The organism is Pseudomonas sp. 910_21, assembly GCF_052850735.1.
In genome coordinates, this window is the sequence record NZ_VXCY01000001.1 from 440,459 (window position 1) to 465,363 (window position 24,905).

Genomic DNA, 24,905 nt, shown 5'->3' on the forward strand with positions numbered 1-24,905 from the left:
TTATATAGGGCAGGCATTCAAACCCGCTCGATGGCCAGTGCCAGCCCTTGGCCGACACCCACGCACATGGTGGCCAGGCCTTTCTTGCCGCCGCTCTTTTCCAACTGGTGCAAGGCCGTCAGTACCAGGCGTGCGCCGCTCATGCCCAACGGGTGACCCAAGGCAATGGCGCCGCCATTGGGATTGACTTGCGGCGCATCGTCCGCCAGCCCCAGTTCCCGCAGGACCGCCAAGCCCTGGCTGGCGAAGGCTTCGTTGAGTTCGATCACATCGAAGTCGCTGACGGCCACACCCAAGCGCTCGATCAATTTGCGCACCGCCGGCACCGGGCCAATGCCCATGACCCGCGGCGCCACACCGGCACTGGCCATGCCCAGCACTCGCGCACGTGGAGTCAGGCCGTGTTTCTTGACCGCCTCGGCCGAAGCCAGGATCAGTGCGGCAGCGCCGTCGTTGACCCCGGACGCATTGCCGGCGGTGACGGTCTTGTCCGGGCCGTTGACCGGCTTGAGTTTGCCCAGGGCTTCCAGGGTAGTGTCGGCCCGTGGATGTTCGTCCTGCTCCACCACGCTCTCGCCCTTCTTGTGGGCAATGCGCACCGGGACGATTTCCTCTGCGAAGAAACCCGCGGCCTGGGCCGCGGCGGTGCGCTGTTGGCTGCGCAGGGCGAAGGCGTCCTGGTCGGCGCGGGACACTTTATAGTCGTCCGCCACGTTGTCGGCGGTCTGGGGCATGGCATCCACACCGTACTGGGCTTTCATCAGCGGGTTGATGAAGCGCCAGCCGATGGTGGTGTCTTCCAGCTTCATGTTGCGCGAGAAGGCGGCATCGGCCTTGCCCATGACAAAGGGCGCACGGGACATGGACTCGACGCCGCCGGCGATGGCCAGTTCCATCTCGCCACTGGCAATGGCGCGGAAGGCGGTGCCGATGGCATCCATGCCCGAGGCGCAGAGGCGGTTGAGGGTGACGCCCGGCACGCTGTCCGGCAGGCCCGCCAACAGTAGTGCCATGCGCGCCACGTTGCGGTTGTCTTCACCGGCCTGGTTGGCGCAGCCGAGGAACACCTCGTCCACGGCATTCCAGTCCACCGTCGGGTTGCGCTCCATCAGCGCCTTGATCGGTACCGCCGCCAGGTCATCGGCGCGCACCGCCGACAGGCCGCCGCCAAAGCGGCCGATGGGGGTACGAATGGCATCACAGATGAATACGTCGCGCATCAGGCTTCTCCGGGGGCTTGGCCATGGGCCGCGGCCGTGCGTGCTTCCAGGTCACGCAGGGCGGTCAGTTCGACTTCGGTAGGCGCGGCCGTCTCGGCCACCTGCTCGGCAAAACGGATCGCCCAGCCGGTGGCGGCCACGACCTGCTCGCGGGTCACGCCCGGGTGCAGGGAGGTGACGACGAATTCGTGGGTACCGGCTTCCGGCTCCATGATGCACAGGTCGGTGATGATCCCCACCGGACCAGCCCCGGGCAGGCCCAGGCGCTTGCGCGAGTCGCCGCCTTCGCCATGGCCGACGGAGGTGATGAAGTCCAGCTTGTCGACAAAGGAGCGGGAAGACTGCTTGAGGATGATCAGCACGCTCTTCGCCGAACCGGCGATCTCCGGCGCACCGCCAGCGCCCGGCAGGCGCACCTTGGGCCGGTGATAATCACCCACCACCGTGGTGTTGATATTGCCGAAACGGTCGACCTGGGCCGCGCCGAGGAACCCCACATCGATGCGTCCGCCCTGCAGCCAGTAGCGGAAAATCTCTCCGGTGGGGACTACGGTGTCGGCAGTTTCCGCCAGTTCACCGTCACCGATGGACAGCGGCAGCACGCTGGGCTTGGCACCGATGGGGCCGGACTCGTAGATCAGCACCACGTCCGGCGACGAGGTCAGGCGCGCCAGGTTGGCGGCCTTGGACGGCAGGCCGATGCCGACGAAGCATACCGAACCGTTCTGCAGGCGACGGGCCGCGGCCACGGTCATCATTTCATTGGTGGAGTAGGTCATTACTGGGCCTCCGAAGCTGCGGCCAGCTTGGCCTGGAATTCGCTGAAGTCGGCACTGCCGTGGATGTATTCGTTGATCCACGCGGTGAAGGTCTCACGGTCGCGGGCGATCGGGTCCCAGGCCTGGTAGAAGCGGTTGTCACGCTCGGAGTAGCCGTGCGCATAGGACGGATGGGCACCGCCGGGCACGTGGCAGACCGCGCTCAGGGCCCAGGTCGGCAGTACACAGGCGTTCATCGGCGCATTCAGGTCGTCGACGATTTCCTCGACGGTGACAATGCAGCGCTTGGCGGCCAGGGCGGCCTCTTTCTGCACCCCAAGGATGCCCCACAGCAGGACGTTGCCCTTGCGATCGGCTTTCTGCGCGTGAATCACCGTAACGTCGGGACGCACCGAAGGCACCGCCGCCAGCACTTCACCGGTGAAGGGACAGGTCACGGTCTTGATCAATGGGTTGACCTTGGGCAGATCGGAACCGGCATAGGCGCGCAGTACCGCGAATGGCAGTCCGGAGGCTCCGGCCACATAGGCGTTGGCCAGGTCGGCGTGGCTGTGCTCTTCAATTTCCAGGGGCTGTGGCCACTGCTTTTCCACGGCGTCCCGCAGACGATGCAAGGAGCCAACACCCGGGTTGCCGCCCCAGGAGAAAATCAGCTTGCGAGCGCAACCGGCACCGATCAACTGGTCGTAGATCAGGTCAGGCGTCATCCGCACCAGGGTCAGGTCTTTCTTGCCCTGGCGGATGATTTCATGACCTGCGGCCGTAGGGATCAGGTGGGTGAAGCCTTCGAGTGCGACGGTGTCACCGTCGTTGACGAATTGCTTCACCGCGTCGTGCAGCGAAAGGATTTCAGCCATGGATGGGGTCTCCCGATTGTTATTCAGCGACTGGAGAAAAAGGCGCTCTGGGCGCGCCGCAGTGACTGAAGATTAAGCCGGAGCACTACCCCAAACAATCCGATAATCGACTGAGCGTTCGATTATCGAACGGATTGTTGCAGGGCTATCGATCCTCGGCCCCGCACTCAATCCTGGCCTTTATTGCCTGTCAGGTGGCGTCCGCATGGCTGACCATGCCCTTGATCACTACCGCTGTGGTGGCCAGCGCCGCCGGGATCACCAGCGCGGTCAGCACCTGTTCGAAGTTCCAGCCCAGGCCCAACAGGGTGGCGCCCATCCAGGCACCGAGAATGGCGCCGAATCGACCGATGCCGAGCATCCAGGACACCCCGGTGGCCCGTCCCTGGGTCGGATAGAAACGCGCCGCCAGGGAAGGCATCGCCGATTGCGCACCGTTGACGCACATGCCGGCGATCAGCACCAGGGTGGCGAGCACGGTGATGTTGCCCAGGCTTTGTCCCACGGCATAGGCGAAGACCCCGGCCAACAGGTAGAAGCAGCCAATCACTTTGTGCGGATTGAAACGGTCCATGGCCCATCCCACGGCGACCGCGCTGAGCACCCCACCGAACTGGAACAAGGCGCCGATAAAGGCCGCCTGCTCCATACTGGCGCCACTGTCGCGCATCAGGGTCGGCAGCCAGCTGGTCAGCAGGTAGACAATCACCAGGCCCATGAAATAGGTGAGCCACAGCAGCAGAGTGCCGACGCTGTAAGTGCCGGAGAAGATCACGGCAAAAACGTTGCGCGCCTTCACCGTCTTCTGTTCCGGCACGCTGAAACTGCCGGCCTCGCCGACGATGGCCGGAGCGATGGGAGCCAGGGTCTTGCGCACCTTGTCGGTGCCGCGATTGCGCACCACCAGATAACGCGCCGACTCCGGCAGCCAGACCACCAGCACCAGGGCCAGGATCAGCGGCAGGACACCGCCGATCAGCAGCAGGCTGTGCCAACCAAAGGCCGGGATCAGCTTGGCGGAAATGAAACCACCGCCCGCCATGCCCAGGTTGAACCCGCAGAACATGCTGGTCACCAGCAGCGACTTGTGGCGCTCGGGGGTGTACTCCGAGAGTAGCGTGGTGGCATTGGGCATCCCCGCCCCCAGGCCCAGGCCGGTAAGAAAGCGCAGCACCAGCAACTGGTCGACGTTGGTGCTGTAGGCCGAAGCCAGGCTGAAGGCGCCAAACAGCAGCACCGCCCCTACCAGCACCACCTTGCGGCCAAAACGGTCAGCCAGGGGCCCGGAACCCAGGGCACCGAAGACCATGCCGATCAGCGCTGCACTCATCACCGGGCCGAGGCTGGCACGGTCGATGCCCCAGTCCTGGGACAGCGCCGGGGCGATGAAGCCCATGGCCGCAGTGTCCAGGCCATCGAGAAAGACAATCAGGAAACACAGGATCACTACTCGCCACTGGTAACGGGACAGCGGCTGGGAATTGATGAAGGACTGCACATCGAGGCAGTTCCCTACAGCGGATTGGGGTTGATTCATTGTTTTTATTTCCACACTAAAACGCAGGCGAGCACAGGCCGCCAAGGGCTGATCAGGTCACGTAGAAAGGGTGGCGAAAATCAGGCGATTCGAGCGGGACGGCAGGAACGGTCACGGCAACGACGCAGGGAGAGCATGCTCATGAGTTGGCCTCTTCATTATTATTGGACGGGTCGGCGGCGGCAGCCTGGCAATGCCGGCTGGCCGCCGATGACGCTGCCGCGACATTAATGAGCCAGGGGAAAGAGCGTCAATTCGTCAAAGGCGGATCTGTGCGTTTATCGAACAGCTTAAGCAAACAGCTGGGCGCTCAGATCACGGCTGGCGCTCAGCAGGCCGGGTAGAAAACGCTGTTCCAATTCGGCGCGGCTGACCCGGCCCGCGTGGGTGCTTACGTTCAACGCCGCCAGTACCTGGCCCGAAGCATCGTAGACCGGCACGGCAATCGAACGCAGCCCTTGCTCCAGTTCCTGATCGACGATGCACCAGCCCTGCTGACGCACTTGCTGCAGGCACTCCAGCAACGCCTCCGGGGTGTGCAGGGTGCGACTGGTCTTGGCCTGTAGATCGGCATGTTCCAGATATTCATGCAGCGAAGAATCATCCAGCGCGGCCAACAGAATCCGCCCCATGGAGGTGCAATAGGCCGGTAGCCGGCCGCCCACCGAAAGATCGACGGAAATCAACCGCTGGGTAGTGGCCGAACGGGCGATATACAGGATGTCGTCACCTTCCAGGGTGGCCATGTTGCAGGCTTCGTGGAGTTGCTCGCTCATGCGGTCCAGATAAGGCTGCGCGGAAACCGCCAGGGGCGTCGACGACAGGTAGGCATGACCCAGGGTCAGCACCTTGGGCAGCAGCGAATAGGTACGCCCATCGGTGGTGGCGTATCCCAGCTTGATCAGGGTATGCAGGCAGCGGCGCACTGCCGCCCGAGGAATCTCCGTGCGGTGGCTGATCTGGGCAATGGTCAGGTGGCGCTTGCGCTCCTGAAACGCCTGCACCACCGCCAGGCCTCGGGCCAGAGACGTCATGAAATCCGGGTCACCGGTCAACGCCTGAATCCTCTTCGCCGCCGAAGCCACGATGGGCGGCGCTACTGAGGTAAAGGAATTACGCATCTGATCGTTCATTTCAGGGTCTCTGCGATGAAATTCTTCCGTATTACAAGCCGTATTGGAGAGGCAGCACAAGCCGGCCCCTGCAAGATTGGGCGATTATCGAACCGTCGACCGATAATCGCAATCAACGATGCTGGCCGTTGCCGACCACCCACCCACTCTTTTATTGCAAAAACTCATAGTAATAATCGCCAGCAGGAGGCGGACTCAGTGGCTATCTTCAGGCCTGCCACTTGTATCAAGAGCGGACTCGCCCCATATAGAATTCAGCCAGCGGAGTGCGAAGACGGGAAGCGCCGTGTAGGAATTCATTAGAACTTTCGTGTCACAAAACGCTCACAATAAAGTTGGCTGTTTTAAACTTTCTAACCATAGAGTTATTCTTCGCCGAAGCTATACTGCCGGAGTGAGTAGCGCGGAATCAGTCCCGCTCGTACCTCGCTCAGGTGATTCAGGCTGCAATCGGTCACCTGCCGCAAGCGCTTGACCCCAAACCAGATTCGGCCAATCCGCTTGCAACAAACAACACTGTTGCTACGACAGTCGTTTTCATCCGGTGACGTGGCCGCATGCAACAAAAGGCTGGCTGGAAAGAACAGGACCCAAGGCCTGAGCAGGCAAACAGTCCGCTTTCTTGATAGTCACCCACAGGCAATGCGTTGCACCGGAATGGACCCTTACTCAATTAGGTAACACTGTGACGAAAGACGAACTGCGCGCGGAACTTGAGCGCCAGGAACAACGTTACAAGGAAGTTTACGGCGGCGAGATCACCCGTTATGCCGCCCAACCGGAACCTGAACGCAAACCTTGGCGCAAACGCGCAAGTATTCGCGATCAGGCGTTCACCCAAGAACTGCAAAAGATGGAAAAAGAGCTCAAGGCCGAACAGCCATAATGCTGACGGCCTGAGTTTTTCAGGGCTTGCTCTCTTGTCCGCTCGATCACCCCAGCGGCCAGGCAGACCATTGATGCTCGCTACCCCGGGCCCTTCACCGCCTCGCCCCACCCACAGCGAGAAACGGTACCCGGCAGGCCCTTTCGTTGAAATTTCATACAAGCGTTTGAACCCTTTCATCCCCGGGCTAGAAGCCCCGGCGTCGCGCTTTGGGCCAATAAACTCAATGACTTGCCGCGCTGGGCGGGAATCGGCGAAAACTCTGCTCCCGGTCAGTTTTTTCGTTGAAGAATGTTACCGGTGAGCACCTTGTGCATTGATTAGCAGGGTTTTCTGGCATAATCGCGCCCCCTTATGACCGGGTCAGAAAACCTTCATGATCGATTTATTCAGCGGACTGGATGCTTGGGTGCTTGTGAGCCTCTTGCTCGCCCTGGCTTTTGTCCTCGCCTACGAGTTCATCAACGGCTTTCATGACACCGCAAACGCGGTTGCCACTGTCATCTACACCAAAGCCATGCCGCCACACCTGGCCGTGTTCTTTTCCGGTGTCTTCAATTTCCTCGGTGTGCTGCTGGGCGGCGTCGGCGTAGCCTATGCCATTGTTCACCTGCTGCCGGTCGAGCTGCTGATCAATGTCAACACCGGTCACGGTCTGGCCATGGTCTTCTCGTTGCTGGCCGCGGCCATCGCCTGGAACCTGGGCACCTGGTACTTCGGCATCCCGGCCTCCAGCTCCCACACCCTGATCGGCTCGATCCTCGGTGTCGGCCTGGCCAACGCCCTGCTCAACGACATCCCCCTGGGGGACGGCGTGAACTGGCAGAAAGCGATCGATATCGGGGCCTCCCTGGTGTTCTCGCCGATGGCCGGCTTCCTTATTGCTGCGCTGGTACTGATCGGCCTGAAATGGTGGCGTCCGATCTCGAAGATGCACAAGACCCCGGAACAACGCCGCAAAGTCGATGACAAGAAGCACCCACCGTTCTGGAACCGACTGGTACTGGTGATCTCGGCCATGGCCGTGAGCTTCGTCCACGGCTCCAACGATGGTCAGAAGGGCATTGGCCTGATCATGCTGGTGCTGATCGGCATCGTGCCCGCGCAGTTCGTGCTGGACCTCAACAGCACCACCTACCAGATCGAGCGTACCCGCGACGCGACCCTGCACCTGAGTCAGTTCTATGAGCGCAACCACGACTCACTGGGCGAATTCCTGGCCTTGGGCAAGAGCGTGAAAGACGACCTGCCGGGCAAGTTCCGCTGCAACCCGCAACAGACCGAGCCCACCATCAGCGCCCTGCTGAGCAGCCTCAAGGGTGTCGCCGACTACCACTCGCTGTCGCCGGAAAGCCGCATCGAAGTGCGCCGCTACCTGCTGTGCCTGGACGACACGGCGAAGAAAGTGGGCAAACTGCCGAACCTGTCGGCCCGTGAAAAGGCTGACCTGGACAAGCTGCGCAAGGACCTGACCGCCACCACCGAGTACGCGCCGTTCTGGGTGATCCTGGCTGTCGCCCTGGCCCTGGGCCTGGGCACCATGATCGGCTGGAAGCGTGTAGTGCTGACCATTGGCGAGAAGATCGGCAAGCAAGGCATGACCTACGCCCAGGGCATGTCGGCACAGATCACCGCGGCGGGCCTGATCGGCCTGGCGAACATCTTCAGCCTGCCGGTCTCCACCACCCACGTACTCTCCTCCGGCGTGGCCGGGACCATGGTCGCCAACAAGAGCGGCCTGCAAGGCGGTACGGTGAAGACCATCCTCCTGGCGTGGGTCCTGACCCTGCCGGCGACCGTGGCCCTGTCCGCCGGTCTGTTCTGGGCGGCCTCGAAAGTCCTCGGGACCTGATACCCCAGCGCCAACAAAAAAGGTGCGCCCTTCAGGACGCACCTTTTTTTATGCCTTGAGCTTTTCGACAGGCAAAAAAAAGGGCAACCGAAGTTGCCCAAAATGCCTTGCGTGCTCGTTGCTCTGGAGAGACTTAAGGTTTTTTACGCTTATTCGCGTCTTTCCAGATGAAGAATCCAAACCCTGCGAAAAACAGAACCATGAGGCCGACAGTCAGCACTCCGGCGATCACCACATTGTCGAAAAACATGACTGGCCTCCTGCTCTTGCCCTGTTGCGATGGGGCTAAGTTAACCAAAGAGGCGGCGGGGAAAATTGACCGGGGTCAATGTCGCCCAAGACTGGGCGCGAGGAAGGGGGAATAACTGACCTGTATCAACAGAAAGCGCCCAGTTCAGCGCTTTTTCGGTTTGTTTTTCGACTTTTTCTTGGCTTTGCCCAAAGGCATGGCCTGCTCGAATGCCTGGCGCACTTCATTCAGGCGCTTCTCGTTCAGGTCATGTACGCGCTTGGCGCGTTCGGCATTCAGGTCGATCAGCTTGTCGTCTTGATTCATGGCTTGGCTGGCATCACTGGGAAGTCAATATCAACCGCACTGCTACAGGATGCAGAGCGGCCCTGGCGGATGTGCCAATAATGCGACGTGCCGCCGCACCTGACCAGTGATCAGACCGACACTCCGGTAATAAAGTCGCTGCCGCGAAGAGTTTTTATCCGCACAATGGCCCTTTGCGAAACGCCCCCCGGAGCCTGATGTGGAAATGCCCAAGCACCTGCCGCCGCTACTGGCCCTGCGCGCATTCGAGGCCGTGGCCCGCCACCTGAGCTTTATCAAGGCGGCTCGGGAACTGTGCGTGAGCCAGAGCGCGGTCAGCCATCAAGTGCAGAAACTCGAACAGCACCTGGGCCAACGCTTGTTCATACGCCGGACCCGCGCCATCGACCTGACCGCCACCGGTGACACCTATTACCGACAGATTCGCCCGGCCCTGGAACAGATCGCCCAAGCCACCCAAGCGCTGCTTGCCCCACCTCGCCAGCCAGTACTGCGCATCGGTCTGCTGGCGTCCTTCGCCACCTTGTGGCTGGCGCCTCGCCTGGCGGACTTCACCCGCCGCCATCCGGAGATCCAGTTGGAGTTGCAACCGGCCATCGACCTGGCGGATGTCGCCGGCGCCGAAGTCGACCTGGCCATTCGCTACGGCAAGGGCAACTGGCCGAAGGTGCGGGCCACGCGCTTTCTCGCCGAGCAGCTGTCACCGGTCTGCAGCCCTGGCTTCAAAGCCACCTCCCTGGCCAGCGGTCCCTTGCTGATGGCTCGCTCCCATCAACCCTTCGAATGGGATGATTGGAGCAGGCAACAGGCTATGGACCTTGCCTCCCTCCCCAGCGTGATGCTGCACGACTACAACATCGTGGTAGAGGCCGCCGTGGCCGGCCAGGGCATCGCCATGGGGCGTCGCCAGTTGATCCAACGCCACCTGGCCCAGGGCAGCCTGGTGGATGCCTTCGACCTGCCGCCCTTGTGCAGTCAGATCGGCTACTGGCTGGTGACCGCTGAAGGACCGTCGAACCCGGCACTGGACTGCTTTGCACAATGGCTGCTGGAGCAAGGGCTCGACCCATGAGAAATTCAGATACATCGAATTAGATCTATCCGTTTGTCGCTCCTGGACTGAACGCCGATGCTGCAGGCCTTGCATCCGAGGACTGCCCATGAGCGATTCCCTGAAACACCGCGTTAAGCAACTGGGGCTTGAACTGCCCGCCCCCAGCCAGCCGATCGCCAACTACGTCAACCATGTACGCAGCCAGAACCTGCTGTTCATCTCCGGACAGATTCCCTTGTTACAGGGCCAACCGACCCTGCTGGGCCGTCTCGGCGAGAGTCTGACGGTGGAGCAAGGCACCCAGGCCGCCGAGCTCGCGGCCCTGGCCTTGCTGGCCCAGTTGAGCGCGGCGCTGGACGACGACCTGTCGCGGCTGCAGCGCATCAGCCGGCTCGGTGTATTCATTGCCGCCAGTGCCGATTTCCAGAGCCATGGCAGCGTGGCCAATGGCGCTTCCAACCTGCTGGTCAACGCCCTGGGCGAGAAAGGCCGGCACGCACGCACGGCGGTGGGCGTGGCCAGCCTGCCCGCTGGGGTCGCCGTGGAGGTCGACGCGATCTTCGAACTCAAGCCATGACCCCCCTGGACCCACAGCACCTCGCCCGTCTGCGCCTGGCCACACCCGGCTGCGCCCAGGTCTGCCACTTCAACCACGCGGGTGCTTCATTGCCCAGCCAGGGCACCCTCGACGCCATGCTCGGGCAGTTGCAACGGGAAGCCCGTGAAGGGCCGATGGAAGCCGCCATCACCGGCGCACAGCTGCAGGAACAGGCCCGTGAGGCCGCGGCCCGGCTGCTCAATACCTGCCCCGCCGCAATCGCCTTTGCCAGCAGCGGCTCGGCAGCCTGGGGCATGGCCTTCAGTGCCCTGCCGCCGTGGCAAGCGGGCGACCGGATTCTGGTGGGGCGCCACGAATGGGGTGGCAATCTGGCGTGCCTGGCCCAAGCCGTGGGCGCCGGGGCCCAGTTGGAAGTCATCCCCTGCGATCACAATGGTGCGGTTTCGGTGGAGGCACTGGAATCCATGCTCGACTCGCGCGTGCGTCTGATCGCCCTGACCTGGCTGCCGGCCAACGGCGGCTTGATCAATCCGGCCGCCGCCGTTGGCCAACTGGCGCGGGATTGGCGCATTCCCTATTTCATCGACGCCGGCCAGGCCCTGGGGCAACTGCCCTGTGATGTACAGGCGCTGGGGTGCGATGTGCTCAAAGGCGCAGGACGCAAATACCTGCGCGGGCCACGGGGCACGGCCCTGCTCTATGTCAGGCCGGGCTTCCTGGAACAGTTGCAACCACTGCCGCGGGATGTCTTGTCAGCCCCCTGGAACGGCCAGGGCTTCAGCTTGCGAGACGATGCGCGGCGCTTCGAAACCAGCGAAGTTTCGCTGGTGCTGCTGGCGGGACTGGCCAATGCCTTGCAGGAACTGAACAGCATCGGCATCGAAGCCATTCACCAGCGGATCAGGAGCCTCGCCGACAGGCTCCGCCAGGACCTCGACCGCCTGCCCGGCCTGCAGCGCCAGGACCTGGGCGCCGCCGGTCAGCAGTCAGGCTTGATTGCCTTCACGCTCAAGGGCTGGGACGGTTTTGAACTAAAGGAAGAGTTGGCTCGCCGGGGCATCAATATCGGTGCCAACGGCGTGGCCTACACCCCGCTGGACATGCAGGCCCGGGGCCTGACCCAGATTGCCCGGATCGCCTTGAGCTATTTGAATACCGAAGCGGAAATCCAGTGCCTGCTGGAGGCGCTGACGGAACTGGCCGAACGCGGCCCCACAAGCTAGACCTGCACGTCCACCCACAGCCCCTGGCGCGGGGCATCCTCGATCAACGGAGCCACCGGTACGGTGTTGTCGGCATTCAACTCGTCGCCGGGTACGGCCAGATGCTGCTCCGGATCCTCATCGGCCTCACGCTTGCGCCGCTGCTTTTCCTGTTGGCGCTGCTGCTCCTCGCGCAAGAGCAGGGCCGACTGCTCGGCATCGCGCTTTTGCAAGTCGATGGTGCTTTCATTGGAGCTTTCCTGCACCGGCACCACTGGCGGGATATCCGGACGCTGCCGGATCGGGTCCTGCTGGGCGGTGATGGGCACGGCACTCAAGGGGAGCATCGGTGGCAGCATGTTATTGGTCTCCTGTCGGCAGTCTGTCGGCTGCGGCATGGGCGACTTGAGCCATCGGTCGCAAAACTGTGACCCAGTCGTCAGCCGATAGTGCCCTCGGGGCCGACGAACGCCGCTGTACGCTACCTTTTATTCCAGGGGTTTTTATCAGAGTTCTTTGGACTGGAAGCGTCGTTCCGTTAAGATAGTCGGCTTTTTCAAAGCGGGAGTCAGGCAGCATGGCGCAGCAGTATCAACCGGGGCAACGCTGGATTAGTGACAGCGAAGCCGAGCTAGGCCTAGGCACCGTTCTGGCACAGGACGGTCGCTTGCTGACCGTGCTCTATCCGGCCACTGGCGACACCCGCCAGTATGCGCTACGGAATGCGCCCCTCACTCGCGTGAGGTTCTCTCCAGGGGACAGCATCACCCACTTCGAAGGCTGGAAAATGACTGTTCAGGAAGTCGACGACGTCGACGGCCTGCTGGTCTATCACGGCCTCAACGGGCAGAACGAAGCCGTTACCCTGCCGGAAACCCAACTCTCGAACTTCATCCAGTTCCGTCTGGCCAGCGACCGTCTGTTCGCCGGGCAGATCGACCCGCTGGCCTGGTTCTCCCTGCGCTACCACACCCTGGAACACACCAGCCGCCAACTGCAGTCCTCGCTCTGGGGCCTGGGTGGCGTGCGCGCCCAACCTATCGCCCACCAGTTGCACATTGCCCGTGAAGTCGCCGACCGCATCGCGCCACGGGTCCTGCTGGCGGACGAAGTGGGCCTGGGCAAGACCATCGAGGCCGGCCTGGTGATCCATCGCCAACTGCTCTCGGGTCGCGCCAGCCGGGTGCTGATCCTGGTTCCGGAAAACCTCCAGCACCAGTGGCTGGTGGAAATGCGTCGTCGCTTCAACCTGCAAGTGGCGCTGTTCGACGAAGAACGCTTTATCGAAAGCGATGCCAGCAACCCATTCGAAGACACCCAGCTGGCCCTGGTGGCCCTGGAATGGCTGGTGGATGACGAGAAGGCCCAGGACGCGCTGTTCGCCGCCGGTTGGGACCTGATGGTGGTGGACGAAGCCCACCACCTGGTGTGGCACGAAGATCAGGTCAGCCCGGAATACGCCCTGGTGGAACAGCTGGCCGAGACCATCCCTGGCGTGCTGCTGCTGACCGCGACCCCGGAACAACTGGGCCAGGACAGCCACTTTGCCCGCCTGCGCCTGCTGGACCCGAATCGCTTCCACGACCTCGCGGCCTTCCGCGCCGAGAGCGAGAACTACCGCCCGGTGGCCGAAGCGGTGCAGGAACTGATGGATAAAGGCCGCCTGTCTCCCGAGGCGCACAAGACCATCCACGGTTTCCTCGGCAACGAAGGCGAAGCCCTGCTGGCCGCGGTCAACGATGGCGACAGCGAAGCCAGCGCACGCCTGGTGCGCGAGTTGCTGGACCGCCATGGCACCGGCCGCGTGCTGTTCCGCAACACCCGCGCCGCCGTGCAGGGTTTCCCGGAGCGCAAGCTGCACGCCTACCCGCTGCCGTGCCCGGACGAATACCTGGAACTGCCCCTGGGTGAACACGCCGAGCTGTATCCGGAAGTCAGCTTCCAGGCCCAGCCCGATGCCGCCGACGAAGAACAGCGCTGGTGGAAATTCGACCCGCGGGTCGAATGGCTGATCGACCAGTTGAAGATGCTCAAGCGCACCAAGGTCCTGGTGATCTGCGCCCACGCGGAAACCGCCATGGACCTGGAAGACGCTCTGCGCGTGCGTTCCGGCATCCCGGCCACGGTGTTCCACGAAGGCATGAACATCCTCGAACGCGACCGGGCTGCCGCCTACTTCGCCGATGAAGAGTTCGGCGCCCAGGTGCTGATCTGCTCGGAAATCGGCAGTGAAGGCCGCAACTTTCAGTTCGCCCACCATCTGGTGCTGTTCGATCTGCCGTCGCACCCGGACCTGCTGGAGCAGCGCATCGGCCGTCTCGACCGGATCGGCCAGAAACACGTAATCGAACTGCACGTGCCGTACCTGGAAACCAGCCCGCAAGAGCGTCTGTTCCAGTGGTATCACGAAGCGCTGAACGCTTTCCTCAACACCTGCCCGACCGGCAACGCCCTGCAGCACCAGTTCGGCCCACGCCTGCTGCCACTGCTGGAAAACGCCGACGACGGCGAGTGGCAAGCGCTGATCGACGAAGCCCGCGGCGAGCGTGAACGCCTGGAAGCCGAGCTGCATACCGGCCGCGACCGTCTGCTGGAACTCAACTCCGGCGGCGCCGGTGAAGGCGATGCGCTGGTGGAAGCGATCCTCGAACAGGACGACCAGTTCGCCCTGCCGATCTACATGGAAACCCTGTTCGACGCCTTCGGCATCGACAGCGAAGACCACTCGGAAAACGCCCTGATCCTCAAGCCCAGCGAGAAGATGCTCGATGCCAGCTTCCCTCTGGGTGACGACGAAGGCGTGACCATCACCTACGACCGCAACCAGGCGCTGTCCCGCGAAGACATGCAGTTCATCACCTGGGAGCACCCGATGGTGCAGGGCGGCATGGACCTGGTGCTGTCCGGCTCCATGGGCAACACCGCCGTGGCACTGATCAAGAACAAGGCGCTGAAACCCGGCACCGTGCTGCTTGAGCTGCTCTACGTCAGTGAGGTGGTCGCTCCACGTTCGTTGCAACTGGGTCGCTACCTGCCACCGGCCGCCCTGCGCTGCCTGCTGGATGCCAATGGCAACGACCTGTCGGCACGGGTGGCCTTCGAGACCCTCAACGACCAGTTGGAAAGCGTGCCCAAGGCCAGCGCCAACAAGTTCATCCAGGCCCAGCGCGACCAACTGGCGCCGAAGATCAACGCCGGTGAAGCCAAGGTCGCACCGCGTCACGCCGAGCGCGTGGCCGAGGCGCAACGCCGGCTGGCGGCCGATACCGAAGAAGAGCTGGCGCGCCTGACCGCGTTGCAGGCGGTCAACCCGACCGTCCGTGACAGCGAGCTGATAGCCCTGCGCAAGCAACGGGAACAGGGTCTGGCGATGCTGGAAAAAGCCGCCTTGCGCCTGGAAGCGATCCGGGTGCTGGTGGCAGGCTGATTGCCCGGCTCCAAGCGCTAAACAAAAGGCCCGCATCATGCGGGCCTTTTTTCATCTGCCAGATCAAACCGCCAACGCCGTCGCCGCAGGCTCGGCCAGTGCCAATCCCTCCTTCATGCGCTGGGCATCGCGCACAAAGCAACGCGCAGCCTGGAACAGAAACAGCAGGGTCAGGAATAACGCCACCGGAATCAGGTACATGGCGTCGTGCAGGCCGATGGCCTTGAATTCCTCGGTCATCAGCTCGGCACCGGCGGCATACATCGCCGAGTGGGCGAAGTGATCCGACAGCGCGCCGACCACCACCGGCCCCAATCCGCCGCCCAATAGATACAGACCGGCGAAAAACAAGGCCATGGCAGTGGCCCGCAAACGGGGTTCGACCACGTCCTGCAAGGCGGTATAGACGCAGGTGTAGAAGTTGTAGGCAAACAGCCAGCCGACACTGAACACCGCGACAAATACCCCGATCTCGACGCGCCCGGCATGCAACGCCCAGCCGGTGGCCAAGGTCGAAATGATCAGGCTGCAGGCCGCGAACAGCAGGCGGCCGTTGGCAATCCGCTGATGAATCTTGTCAGCGAACCAGCCGCCCAGGGTCAAACCCACCAACCCGGTCACACCGACAATCAGCCCCGTCGCCATTGCCGCCTCCTGCAAGGGCATGAGGAAGTAACGCTGCAGCATCGGCACCAGGAACGAGTTGCAGGCGTAAGTGGCGAAGTTGAAGGTCAGCCCGGCCAGGGTCAGCCAGAGAAAGGTCGGAATCGCCAGCACCCGGCGAATCGGTCGGTCGATAGGCACCTGCGCCACCTTCACCGCTTCCGCCGCTCCGCGCTTGGGCTCCTTGATGAAGAACATGAACACCGCCAACACCAAGCCTGGCACCGCGGCGATAAAGAACGGCGCCCGCCAGCTGTCGAACGCCTTGACCATCGCCCCTATGGTGAAGAAGGCCAGCACCAGCCCCAGGGGCAGCCCGAGCATGAAGATGCCCATGGCCCGGGCCCTGCGGTGCGCAGGGAACAGGTCGCCGATCAGCGAGTTGGCCGCCGGTGCGTAGCTCGCCTCGCCAATGCCCACCCCCATGCGCACCAGCAGGAAACTCCAGAAGCTGCCGACCATGCCGTTGACCGCAGTCAGCCCGCTCCACACCGCCAGGCCCCAGCCCATCAGCTTGCTCCGCGAGCCAGTATCGGCCAGGCGCCCGAGGGGCAGGCCGGCGATGGCATAGACGAGGGTAAAGGCGGTGCCGATGATCCCCAGCTGAAAGTCACTCAAGTGCCATTCCATGCGGATCGGCTCGATGATGATGGCGGGAATGGTGCGATCGAAGAAGTTGAACAGGTTTGCCAAAAACAACAGGAACAGAATGCGCCAGGCATTTGCCGCTTGAGTCGAATTATCCATGGGTCGATCTCTTTATTGTTATTCGGCCAGACGCGAGCGAGCCTGGAAGCTGCAATCTAGTCAGGCTGGGCGTAGCTGTCTGTGATCATTCGTCAGCCTGATATCAAACCATCGCATGCTGGCCCCGGCTGCGGCCTTCGAAGTCCTTGCGGCGCGGCGCGGCGAATCCGCCACAGCCCGCGGTACCCGGGGCTTTCCCAGTCTTTTCAAGGGCTTGGCCAAGGCTGAAAAAATACCTTGCGCCCCCCCTTCCCAAGGCCGATGGGAAGCCTAGAATAGCCGCCTTGCCTGCCCCCCTTACCCTTCCCTCTCCCTTTGAATACGCCTATGTCCGAAGCCAGTCCGTGTCTGAATTGCGGTGCCTGCTGTTCATACTTTCGTGTGTCTTTTTTCTGGGGCGAATGCGCCTCATCCGGCGGCACGGTCCCCGACGATCTGGTGCAGAGCATCAGTCCCACTCGGGTAGCCATGCTGGGCACCGACTGCAAGTCGCCGCGCTGCATCTCCCTTGAAGGCGAGGTCGGCCAGGGCGTGAGCTGCTCCATTTACGAGCAGCGCTCCAGCCCCTGCCGGGAGTTCGAAGCCTCCTGGGCCGACGGCCAGCACAACAGCGACTGCGACGCCGCCCGGGCCGCCTTCGGCCTGGCGCCCCTGGAACCCGTGGACCACGAACCCTGGTTCGAGAAAAGCGCTTAGCACCATTGGCGATAGGGCTCATAAGCAAATCATTAGAGCCAGATTGCCACCTCCCATTGCAGCCAACGGGTGCCCTCTATACTGCAAGCACTTGTTGGCGTGCGGGTCCGCCGACACCAGATGACTCAGAGATGGGCATGCTATGGATTGGCTGGGTCTGCATTTCATCACCGAGCTTCCAGATAACGGGCAAGTGGTTCTGCAATGCAGCCACAACCCGGTCCTGGTGCTGCTGGCTTACCTGGTGGCCTGTGCCGCCAGCTTCGCTACCCTGGATATGGCAGAACGTGTCAGCCACGTCGAGCAAGCAACCAGCCAACGCCTGTGGCGCTGGGTCGGTGCCTGCTGCCTGGCGGGCGGCATCTGGGCCATGCACTTCATCGCCATGCTGGCGTTCGAAGTGCCCCTGGAGATCCACTACGACCTGCCACTGACCCTGGTCTCGCTGTTTATCGCCCTGGTCGCCGCCTGGCTGGCGATGAACATCCTGAGCCACGTCCAGTTGCCGCTATGGCGCTACGGCGTGGCCTCGGTGTGGATCGGCCTGGGCATCTGCTGCATGCACTACGTGGGCATGGCCGCCATGCGTTCAAGCGCCAGCCTGTACTACCAGCCGCTGCTCATGGGGCTGTCGCTGCTGGTGGCGATCGGCTGCAGCCTGGCCGCGCTGCTGCTGTCCCGGCACCTGCGCGATGGCAGCGGGATGTTCCATCAACTGCTCAAGTACACCAGCAGCCTGGTGCTGGGGGGCGCCATCGTGCTGATGCATTTCACCGGCATCTGGTCCATGACCCTGGTGCTGCCTGCGGGCAGCCTGCCCACCTCCGTGGCACCCAACGGCCACATGCAACTGGGTCTGACCCTCAGCGTGATCACCCTCCTGATCATCGCCAGCGGTATCAGTGCAGCCCTGGCGGACAAGAAATTGCAGCACAAGGAACGCGACCTGCGCCGGGTCAACGCCCTGCTCTCGCAACTGGACCAGGCCCGGGTCTCTCTGCAGCAGGTGGCTCATTACGACGCCCTGACCAACCTGATCAATCGCCGTGGCTTCAACCAGCTGTTCGCAGAAAAACTCATGGAGAAAAACACCTTCGGCGGCATGCTGGCGGTGATGTTCCTCGACATCGACCACTTCAAGCGAATCAACGACAGCCTGGGCCACGATGCCGGCGACGAGTTGCTCAAGGTCATCGCCGGACACATCAAGAGCTCCACCCGCAGCCATGAAGACGTGGTAGCACGCCTGGGTGGCGATGAATTCTGCATTCTCATCAACCTCTATGAGCGCGATGAGGCACGGCACATGGCCCAGCGCATCATGCAGAAGATGAAGGAACCGATCGAACTGGGGGGCCGGCGCATGGTGATGACCACCAGCATCGGCATCAGTGTCTTCCCCGACGACGGCAAGACGTGCGAGGAGCTGCTGAAGAACGCCGACCTGGCGCTCTATCAGTCCAAGGATGCCGGGCGCAACAGCCTGCACTTCTTCAGTTCCAAGCTGAAGACTCGCGCCACCCTGGAGCTGCAACTGGAAGAAGAGTTGCGTAATGCCCTGCGCGACGATCAAGGGCTGCTGCTGTATTACCAGCCGATCTACGACCTCAAGCTGCGCAAGGTCACCAAGCTCGAAGCCCTGATCCGCTGGCAACATCCCCAGCACGGACTGCTGCCCCCGGATCGCTTCATCGAAATTGCCGAAACCAACGGCATGATCGCCGAGCTGGACAATTGGGTATTGCGCAAGGCTTGCGAGGACCTGGCCTACCTGTCCCAAAACGGCGGTGGCGAGCTGAAGATCGCGGTCAACTGCTCGGCCCTGAACCTGACCCGTGAAACCTTGGCCGGGGAAATCGAAACCGCCCTGCGAGAAGCCCAGGTAGCCCCGCAACGCCTGGAACTGGAGGTCACGGAAAACGCCCTGATGGGCAACATCGCCAGCACCCTGGCGCTGCTCAACCAGATCCGCGGCCTGGGCGTATCGCTGTCGATCGACGACTTCGGCACCGGTTACTCATCCCTGGCCTACCTCAAGCGCCTGCCGCTCAATACCCTGAAGATCGATCGCTCGTTCATCCAGGACATCCCCAAGTCGACCCAGGACAGGGAGATAGTCCAGGCAATCATCGTCATGGCCCACACCCTGCACCTGCAGGTGGTCACCGAAGGGGTCGAGACCCTGGAGCAGCAGCAGTTCCTCGAACACTACGGCTGCGACTACCTGCAGGGCTACCTGCTCAGTCGCCCGGTGCCGCTGCAGGACCTGGGCCGGGTACTGGATGAACTGAACCAGCGCCACGATGGGCTCAATCCGCGGATGCCGGGTCTCGATAGAGGCGAACCAGGGTCGCCGGGTCCTGCTCCAGATAGCCCTGGCCACCATGCAGACGCATCAACTGCGCAGCTAATCCGCTGATCGGCGTAGCCGAACCCTGCTCCCGGGAAAACTTCACCGCCCCGTCCAGATCCTTGAGCAGGGTCCGCACATGCCATTTCACCGGTTCGAAACGACTCTCGGCCATCTGCGGGGCCAGGATCTGCAAGGGTTTGGAGTCGGCGAAACCGCCGGCCAGGGCCTCGGCAATCAATCGTGCATCCACGCCGGAACGCTCCGCCAGGGCCACCACTTCGGCAATCACCAGGGCATTGCAGGCGACAATCATCTGGTTGCAGGCCTTGGTGACCTGACCAGCACCCACAGCGCCCATGTGCGTCACCCGCTGCCCCAGGGCCAGCAACACCGGGCGAACCCGTTCGATATCCGCCGCCTCGCCACCCACCATGATCGCCAGGCTGCCGGACTCGGCGCCGGGGGTTCCACCGGAAACCGGGGCATCGACCCAGGCCATGCCGGTGTCGCGGGCCAGCGCCGCAGCCATCTCCCGGGTGGCGGTGGGTTCCAGGCTGGACAGCTCCAGCAGCAGTTGCCCGTCCCGGGCGCCCTGGGCGATGCCATCGGCAGCAAACACCACCTCGCGCACCACCTCGGTGTTGGCCAGGCACAGCAGCAGCAGATCCGCGTGCTCGCAGAGCTGCGCCGGTGTGGCCACTTGTCGCGCCCCGGCAGCCACCAGGGGCGCGCATTTCTCCGGGTTGCGGTTCCACACCGTCAGCCCATAGCCCGCAGCCAGCAGGCGCCGGCACATGGGCAGCCCCATCAGGCCGATCCCGGCAAACCCGAGTGAAGGTAACGCTGACATCATATTGCCCTCATTTGATTAAAGATCATCGAATACTGGCCGATTCATCATGATTCAGGAAAGGATTCCCCCGAGCGACGCTCAGAAAATACCCTGACGCCTTGGGCAAAATTCGCGCTCCACGCAGCGGCGAGGTCCCATTCCGTGATGGTTCGCTGACACCTCGTCCTCGAGCCAACCAGACCAGGCATATGGCGCACAATGACTTCTAAAAACAATCCTGCCAACGCAGTCTCCGAGATGACGCTGACCTCCCCCACATCAAGCCACTCAGATACGAAGCCATTGTCCAGTTCACGCCCCCTGTCGACCCAGCAGTACCTGTATTTCACCGAAACCAACACCGACCGCATCCTCGACAACCTCGATGGCCTGCGCGACTCCGTGTTCCCGCGCCCGCCGCACCTGGAAGACGAGCAGGAAAATCGCCGCGACCAGGAATTCCCGTCGGTGTGCCTGATCGGCCTGGGTCGCTGCGGCTCCAACATTGCCCTGGACGTGGCGGAGCTGGTGTACAACGCCCGCAAGTTCTACCTCAACGAATTCAACAACGAAGACAAGTCCTACGAAGGCGGTGGCTACAGCCCCGGCCAGTGGATCCGCCAGAACCTGCGCCTGGGCCAGAACAAAGCCAGCAAACCGGTATTCCTGGTGGAGCCTTTGGTGATGCTCGGCGACCTGGACAAGGACATCGCCGGACGCATCCGCTTCTCGCGCAAGGGCGAAAAGAGCGGCTTCATCCGCGACTACAGCAAAATGAAGATCATGGACCTCTCGGAAGTCCACGCCGGTGGCGCCGGTAACGCGCCGATCCTTGGCCAGTACCTGGCCAAGATCATCCTCAACAAGGACACCCAGCGCTTCTCCAGCCCCGACTGGAAAATGATCCACTCGTACCTGATCGATTCCTGCGGGATCAAGGCCAACCAGTCGCGCCTGTACTTCTCGATCTTCAGCGCCGGCGGCGGTACCGGTTCGGGCATGGCCTCGGAGTTCGGCCTGGCCCAGCAGTACTCGTACATGAACAAGACCTTCGACACCAAGCCGATGGACGAGCACGACAGCAAGAGCGGGCACTCCTTCGTCTTCGAGCCGATCTTCACCAGCGGCATCTGCGTGCTGCCGAACATTTCGGACCATCGCAGCGAAATGTCCGAGGCACTGCACATCAACGCCGGCCGCCTGCTGTGCAAATACCTTTCGGAAGAGTGGGACTTCTCCTACAACTTCGACAATGAAGACAGCAGTGAAGCCAGCGTCATGGGGCGTATCCGCCCATGGAACGCGATGATGCTGATCTCCAACGACATCATGCGCTACGCCGAAGAAAGCGATGACGGCAACATCCAGAACATTGACGTCAACGCCATGGAGAAGCACGCCAACCAGTACATCTCCCAACAGATCTTCAACATCCTCACCGCTCAGGCAGTGACCACCGACTACGACCAGAACTACTTCCGTCGGGCCGGCATCGACATCGGCGAGACCATCCGCCTGGACGCCAACGACCTGTTCATGAGCCTGGCGGGCCCGGTGGCGATCGCCTACGCCGAATCCGTGGTGCCGGAGCAACCGGTGCCCACCGGCGACAAGTTCAAGGTGTTCGAGAAAGAGCCGCAGCGCCTGAACATCGACGACCTGTTCTTCCGCTCCATCGACCTGCCGCACTTCAACAAGGTGACCCAGGCCATCGAAGGCATCAGCCTGCTGCCTATCGAGTCCAAGCGCTATCGCGCAGCCCTGGAGCAGTACAAGGCCTCGGGTTATGACGCTGCGGCGCTGCACGACCTGCACTTCTTCAAGAACTGCTCGTCGGTGGTCTCGATCGTGTCCTTGCCCAAGGACTACAAGCTGTCCTACATGGACCTGAACCGGCTCAAGACCCACCTCAACAGCCTGTTCCCCAACACCACCCTCAAGCGCTACGCGTTGGTGATCGGCGCCTCGGCCAACCTGTCGCTGACCACCCTGATCGCCAAGAGCCCGTGCCTGTCGGATGACTTCCTGACCCTGATCGTGGCCTTTATCAAGCGTTGCTTTGCGCGCAATCCGTACCGCTTCGACGACACCCTGGACAACTCGGTGCTGGATTTCATCGTCAGCGACCAGTTCGACGAAGACCGCATCGACGATCTGCTCAACGAATTCGAGAACCCGGCGAAGATCCTCGACACCAACTGGTACGCGATCAAGCCGATGTACGAGAAGAAATACCGCGAGCTGATCAACGACAAGGACAAGTTCGTCTCGATCAACGACATCCGTCTGTCGCGCGATTGCGTGAAGAAGGCCATCAAGTACCTGCGCGAGATCTACCGTCACCGCATCGGCAAGACTCGGGTCATCTCCCTCAATAGCCACACGGGCAAGACGGCCTATTAAGAAGAGCTTCGCCGGCGAGCCGGCTCCTGCAAGGTGTAGGAGCCGGCTCGCCGGCGAAGGGTCAATTTGCTTACACCACGAAACAATTAAGCAGCTCGTCGGACGGGCTTGAAACTGTGCCCCTTCCGTGAACGTCACCTTGGCTGAAACCCTTGTGGGGCCTTTCTCCACGGCAAGATGCCATCACTGGATTCACGGTTACTCGGCTACACACTTTTGTCCGACAAAACAGCGCACCAAATCGGCGCACGCCTTCAGCGCGACGCCCTCTCCTGGGTCAGAATCCAGGGTGAGACCACCACTGCCCACAGCTGCGGATCACGCTCCAACAGATCGGACGCCCGCGTCGCAGACAGCTTTTCAACCTTCCCTTCGGCCAGCCAGGCCGCGACTTTTTGCGCCTGATTCTCCGCCACCGCCTGGGCCGCCTCGATCAGATCCAGGTCGGCATCGACCCACAATAGGGCGCCCTTGGCAAAGAACGGCTCCAGTTCCTTCCAGCTGATAGATGCGGTCTCACCAAGCAGCTTGGCATAGAGGGTGCTAGGTTCTTGAGTCATGGGACTGTCCAGAAATGAAATCGGCGCAATCATAACGTCGGTGCTCTGGCAGAAAAACCCAGAAGCAAACGCGTCACCGATCGAGAAGCTCAGAAGCGCCAGGGACTGACGCCGAACCGGGCGCAAGCCACGCCGCAAATCTGTCTTTTTCTTTCAATTAAGCGACACTCCGCGTTTTTGCCCCCAGCCGCCAGCTTTTCAAGCGAACAACCGGCGCTCTACACTGTACCGGTACAGTTGCCAGGGGCATTTCCGACGGATATCGCGATATATCTGATTCGGTTCTGCGACCAAGGCCGCCGGAACTATAAAAATTACAACAGTAAGAGTGGAGCACTATGAATAAGGCTACTAAGCAGATTTCCAAACTGTTTGCCGCTATGGTCCTGGCCGGGGTTGCCAGCCATTCGTTCGCAGCTGACACCATCAAGATCGGTATCGCCGGCCCCAAGACCGGCCCTGTAGCCCAATACGGCGACATGCAGTTCAGTGGCGCCAAAATGGCCATCGAACAGATCAACGCCAAGGGCGGCGTCAACGGCAAGAAGCTCGAAGCCGTTGAATACGATGACGCCTGTGATCCAAAACAAGCCGTGGCGGTGGCCAACAAAGTGGTCAACGATGGCGTCAAGTTCGTGGTCGGCCACCTGTGCTCCAGCTCCACTCAACCCGCTTCCGACATCTACGAAGACGAAGGCGTGATCATGATCACCCCGGCTGCCACCAGCCCGGACATCACCGCCCGTGGTTACAAAATGGTGTTCCGCACCATCGGCCTGGACAGCGCCCAAGGCCCCGCCGCCGGTAACTACATCGCCGACCACGTGAAGCCAAAAGTCGTGGCCGTACTCCACGACAAACAGCAGTACGGTGAAGGCATCGCCACTGCCGTGAAGCAGACCCTGGAGAAGAAAAACACCAAGGTTGCCGTGTTCGAAGGCATCAACGCCGGCGACAAGGACTTCTCTTCGCTGATCGCCAAGCTCAAGCAAGCCAACGTCGACTTTGTCTACTACGGCGGCTACCACCCGGAGCTGGGCCTGATCCTGCGCCAATCCCAGGAAAAAGGCCTGAAGGCCAAGTTCATGGGTCCGGAAGGCGTGGGTAACGACTCCATCTCGCAGATCGCCAAGGACGCGTCCGAAGGCCTGCTGGTCACCCTGCCCAAATCCTTCGATCAGGACCCGGCCAACGTCGCCCTGGCTGACGCATTCAAGGCCAAGAAAGAAGACCCGAGCGGTCCTTTCGTATTCCCTTCCTACTCCGCCGTTGAAGTTATCGCGGGGGCCATCACCAACGCCAAGAGCGAAGACGCGGCCAAGGTGGCTGAAGCCATCCACGCCGGCACCTTCAAGACCCCCACTGGCGACCTGAGCTTCGACGCCAAGGGCGACTTGAAAGACTTCAAATTCGTGGTCTACGAGTGGCACTTCGGCAAACCTAAAACCGAAGTCTCTCCTCAGTAAGGCGTGCCCTGACTGACTGCCAATAAAGCCCACGGCTCGCCGTGGGCTTTGTTTTACGAATGTATGGGCCTGTGTTCCGTGATCCGGAATCCCGCCCACCTGAAAATCTCAAAACCGTCATCA

General features: G+C 61.9%; 21 protein-coding genes. 10 read left to right on the forward strand and 11 right to left on the reverse strand.

The genetic code is table 11. From position 1 onward, the window contains the following. Positions 1-17: 17 nt before the first annotated feature. The 5 genes from pcaF to pcaR form a co-directional block, all read right to left on the reverse strand. Positions 18-1,223 (reverse strand): 3-oxoadipyl-CoA thiolase, encoded by a 1,206-nt coding sequence (gene pcaF / locus FW796_RS01995; protein ID WP_180988376.1) that lies wholly within the window; start codon positions 1,221-1,223, stop codon positions 18-20. Further along, the gene (locus tag FW796_RS02000; RefSeq protein WP_346635007.1) at positions 1,220-1,999 is read right to left on the reverse strand and encodes a CoA-transferase subunit beta; all 780 of its coding nucleotides are present in this window, start codon (positions 1,997-1,999) and stop codon (positions 1,220-1,222) included. Before FW796_RS02000 ends, pcaF begins: the two co-directional genes overlap by 4 nt. Next, complete coding sequence (locus tag FW796_RS02005; protein WP_102861493.1) at positions 1,999-2,856, reverse strand: CoA transferase subunit A; 858 nt, start codon at positions 2,854-2,856, stop codon at positions 1,999-2,001. The genes FW796_RS02000 and FW796_RS02005 overlap by 1 nt, the downstream gene beginning before the upstream one ends. A gap of 190 nt (positions 2,857-3,046) precedes the next feature. Further along, positions 3,047-4,393 (reverse strand): MFS transporter, encoded by a 1,347-nt coding sequence (locus FW796_RS02010; RefSeq protein WP_346635008.1) that lies wholly within the window; start codon positions 4,391-4,393, stop codon positions 3,047-3,049. Positions 4,394-4,683: 290 nt separating this feature from the next. Then, on the reverse strand, positions 4,684-5,526 hold the full coding sequence (pcaR, locus tag FW796_RS02015) for a pca regulon transcriptional regulator PcaR (protein WP_016962563.1): 843 nt from the start codon (positions 5,524-5,526) through the stop codon (positions 4,684-4,686). A gap of 685 nt (positions 5,527-6,211) precedes the next feature. Between pcaR and FW796_RS02020 the strand changes: the two genes are divergently transcribed. Both FW796_RS02020 and FW796_RS02025 read left to right on the forward strand, forming a co-directional pair. After that, positions 6,212-6,412: a hypothetical protein gene (locus tag FW796_RS02020; RefSeq protein WP_102861491.1), complete on the forward strand. Its 201-nt coding sequence runs from the start codon at positions 6,212-6,214 to the stop codon at positions 6,410-6,412. Between the two features lie 376 nt (positions 6,413-6,788). Next, the gene (locus FW796_RS02025) at positions 6,789-8,264 is read left to right on the forward strand and encodes an inorganic phosphate transporter (protein ID WP_102861490.1); all 1,476 of its coding nucleotides are present in this window, start codon (positions 6,789-6,791) and stop codon (positions 8,262-8,264) included. A 133-nt stretch (positions 8,265-8,397) separates the two neighbouring features. On the opposite strand, the gene ccoM is transcribed toward FW796_RS02025, so the two are convergent. Beyond that, positions 8,398-8,514: a cytochrome c oxidase subunit CcoM gene (ccoM, locus tag FW796_RS02030; RefSeq protein ID WP_015634423.1), complete on the reverse strand. Its 117-nt coding sequence runs from the start codon at positions 8,512-8,514 to the stop codon at positions 8,398-8,400. Positions 8,515-8,658: 144 nt separating this feature from the next. Beyond that, entirely contained in the window at positions 8,659-8,820 is a 162-nt protein-coding gene (locus FW796_RS02035; protein WP_177435099.1) for a hypothetical protein, read from the reverse strand. A 205-nt stretch (positions 8,821-9,025) separates the two neighbouring features. Between FW796_RS02035 and FW796_RS02040 the strand changes: the two genes are divergently transcribed. The 3 genes from FW796_RS02040 to FW796_RS02050 all read left to right on the forward strand — a co-directional run bounded on the left by FW796_RS02040 (position 9,026) and on the right by FW796_RS02050 (position 11,656). Next, positions 9,026-9,892 (forward strand): LysR substrate-binding domain-containing protein, encoded by an 867-nt coding sequence (locus FW796_RS02040; protein WP_404939927.1) that lies wholly within the window; start codon positions 9,026-9,028, stop codon positions 9,890-9,892. An 88-nt stretch (positions 9,893-9,980) separates the two neighbouring features. Then, the gene (locus FW796_RS02045) at positions 9,981-10,451 is read left to right on the forward strand and encodes a RidA family protein (protein ID WP_346635010.1); all 471 of its coding nucleotides are present in this window, start codon (positions 9,981-9,983) and stop codon (positions 10,449-10,451) included. Further along, a complete protein-coding gene (locus FW796_RS02050) occupies positions 10,448-11,656 on the forward strand; it encodes an aminotransferase class V-fold PLP-dependent enzyme (RefSeq protein ID WP_346635011.1) in 1,209 nt (402 codons plus the stop codon). Before FW796_RS02045 ends, FW796_RS02050 begins: the two co-directional genes overlap by 4 nt. Here FW796_RS02050 and FW796_RS02055 read toward each other — a convergent pair. Then, positions 11,653-11,994: an aspartate-semialdehyde dehydrogenase gene (locus tag FW796_RS02055; RefSeq protein ID WP_346635012.1), complete on the reverse strand. Its 342-nt coding sequence runs from the start codon at positions 11,992-11,994 to the stop codon at positions 11,653-11,655. The genes FW796_RS02050 and FW796_RS02055 overlap by 4 nt on opposite strands. 218 nt (positions 11,995-12,212) lie before the next feature. Between FW796_RS02055 and rapA the strand changes: the two genes are divergently transcribed. Continuing rightward, positions 12,213-15,062, forward strand: coding sequence for an RNA polymerase-associated protein RapA (rapA, locus tag FW796_RS02060; RefSeq protein ID WP_446438957.1), 2,850 nt, complete (start codon positions 12,213-12,215; stop codon positions 15,060-15,062). A gap of 63 nt (positions 15,063-15,125) precedes the next feature. On the opposite strand, the gene FW796_RS02065 is transcribed toward rapA, so the two are convergent. Further along, positions 15,126-16,472 (reverse strand): spinster family MFS transporter, encoded by a 1,347-nt coding sequence (locus FW796_RS02065; protein WP_404938462.1) that lies wholly within the window; start codon positions 16,470-16,472, stop codon positions 15,126-15,128. 327 nt (positions 16,473-16,799) lie between these two features. Here FW796_RS02065 and FW796_RS02070 point away from each other — a divergent pair, with 327 nt between their 5' ends. Both FW796_RS02070 and FW796_RS02075 read left to right on the forward strand, forming a co-directional pair. Then, positions 16,800-17,168 carry a YkgJ family cysteine cluster protein gene (locus FW796_RS02070; RefSeq protein ID WP_346635015.1) on the forward strand — a complete coding sequence of 123 codons (369 nt, stop codon included), beginning with the start codon at positions 16,800-16,802 and terminating at the stop codon, positions 17,166-17,168. A gap of 142 nt (positions 17,169-17,310) precedes the next feature. Beyond that, on the forward strand, positions 17,311-19,587 hold the full coding sequence (locus FW796_RS02075) for a putative bifunctional diguanylate cyclase/phosphodiesterase (RefSeq protein WP_346635016.1): 2,277 nt from the start codon (positions 17,311-17,313) through the stop codon (positions 19,585-19,587). Here FW796_RS02075 and FW796_RS02080 read toward each other — a convergent pair. After that, complete coding sequence (locus FW796_RS02080; protein ID WP_446438958.1) at positions 19,478-20,374, reverse strand: NAD(P)-dependent oxidoreductase; 897 nt, start codon at positions 20,372-20,374, stop codon at positions 19,478-19,480. The two genes, FW796_RS02075 and FW796_RS02080, sit on opposite strands and share 110 nt — an antisense overlap. Before the next feature lie 198 nt (positions 20,375-20,572). Here FW796_RS02080 and FW796_RS02085 point away from each other — a divergent pair, with 198 nt between their 5' ends. Then, complete coding sequence (locus FW796_RS02085) at positions 20,573-22,756, forward strand: hypothetical protein (RefSeq protein WP_346635018.1); 2,184 nt, start codon at positions 20,573-20,575, stop codon at positions 22,754-22,756. A 254-nt stretch (positions 22,757-23,010) separates the two neighbouring features. Here the strand turns inward: FW796_RS02085 and FW796_RS02090 are convergent, their stop codons facing one another. After that, the gene (locus FW796_RS02090; protein ID WP_102878633.1) at positions 23,011-23,316 is read right to left on the reverse strand and encodes a DUF2288 domain-containing protein; all 306 of its coding nucleotides are present in this window, start codon (positions 23,314-23,316) and stop codon (positions 23,011-23,013) included. Between the two features lie 338 nt (positions 23,317-23,654). On the opposite strand from FW796_RS02090, the gene FW796_RS02095 reads away from it, so the two are divergent. After that, complete coding sequence (locus tag FW796_RS02095) at positions 23,655-24,782, forward strand: branched-chain amino acid ABC transporter substrate-binding protein (protein WP_346635839.1); 1,128 nt, start codon at positions 23,655-23,657, stop codon at positions 24,780-24,782. The last annotated feature ends 123 nt before the right edge of the window (positions 24,783-24,905 follow it).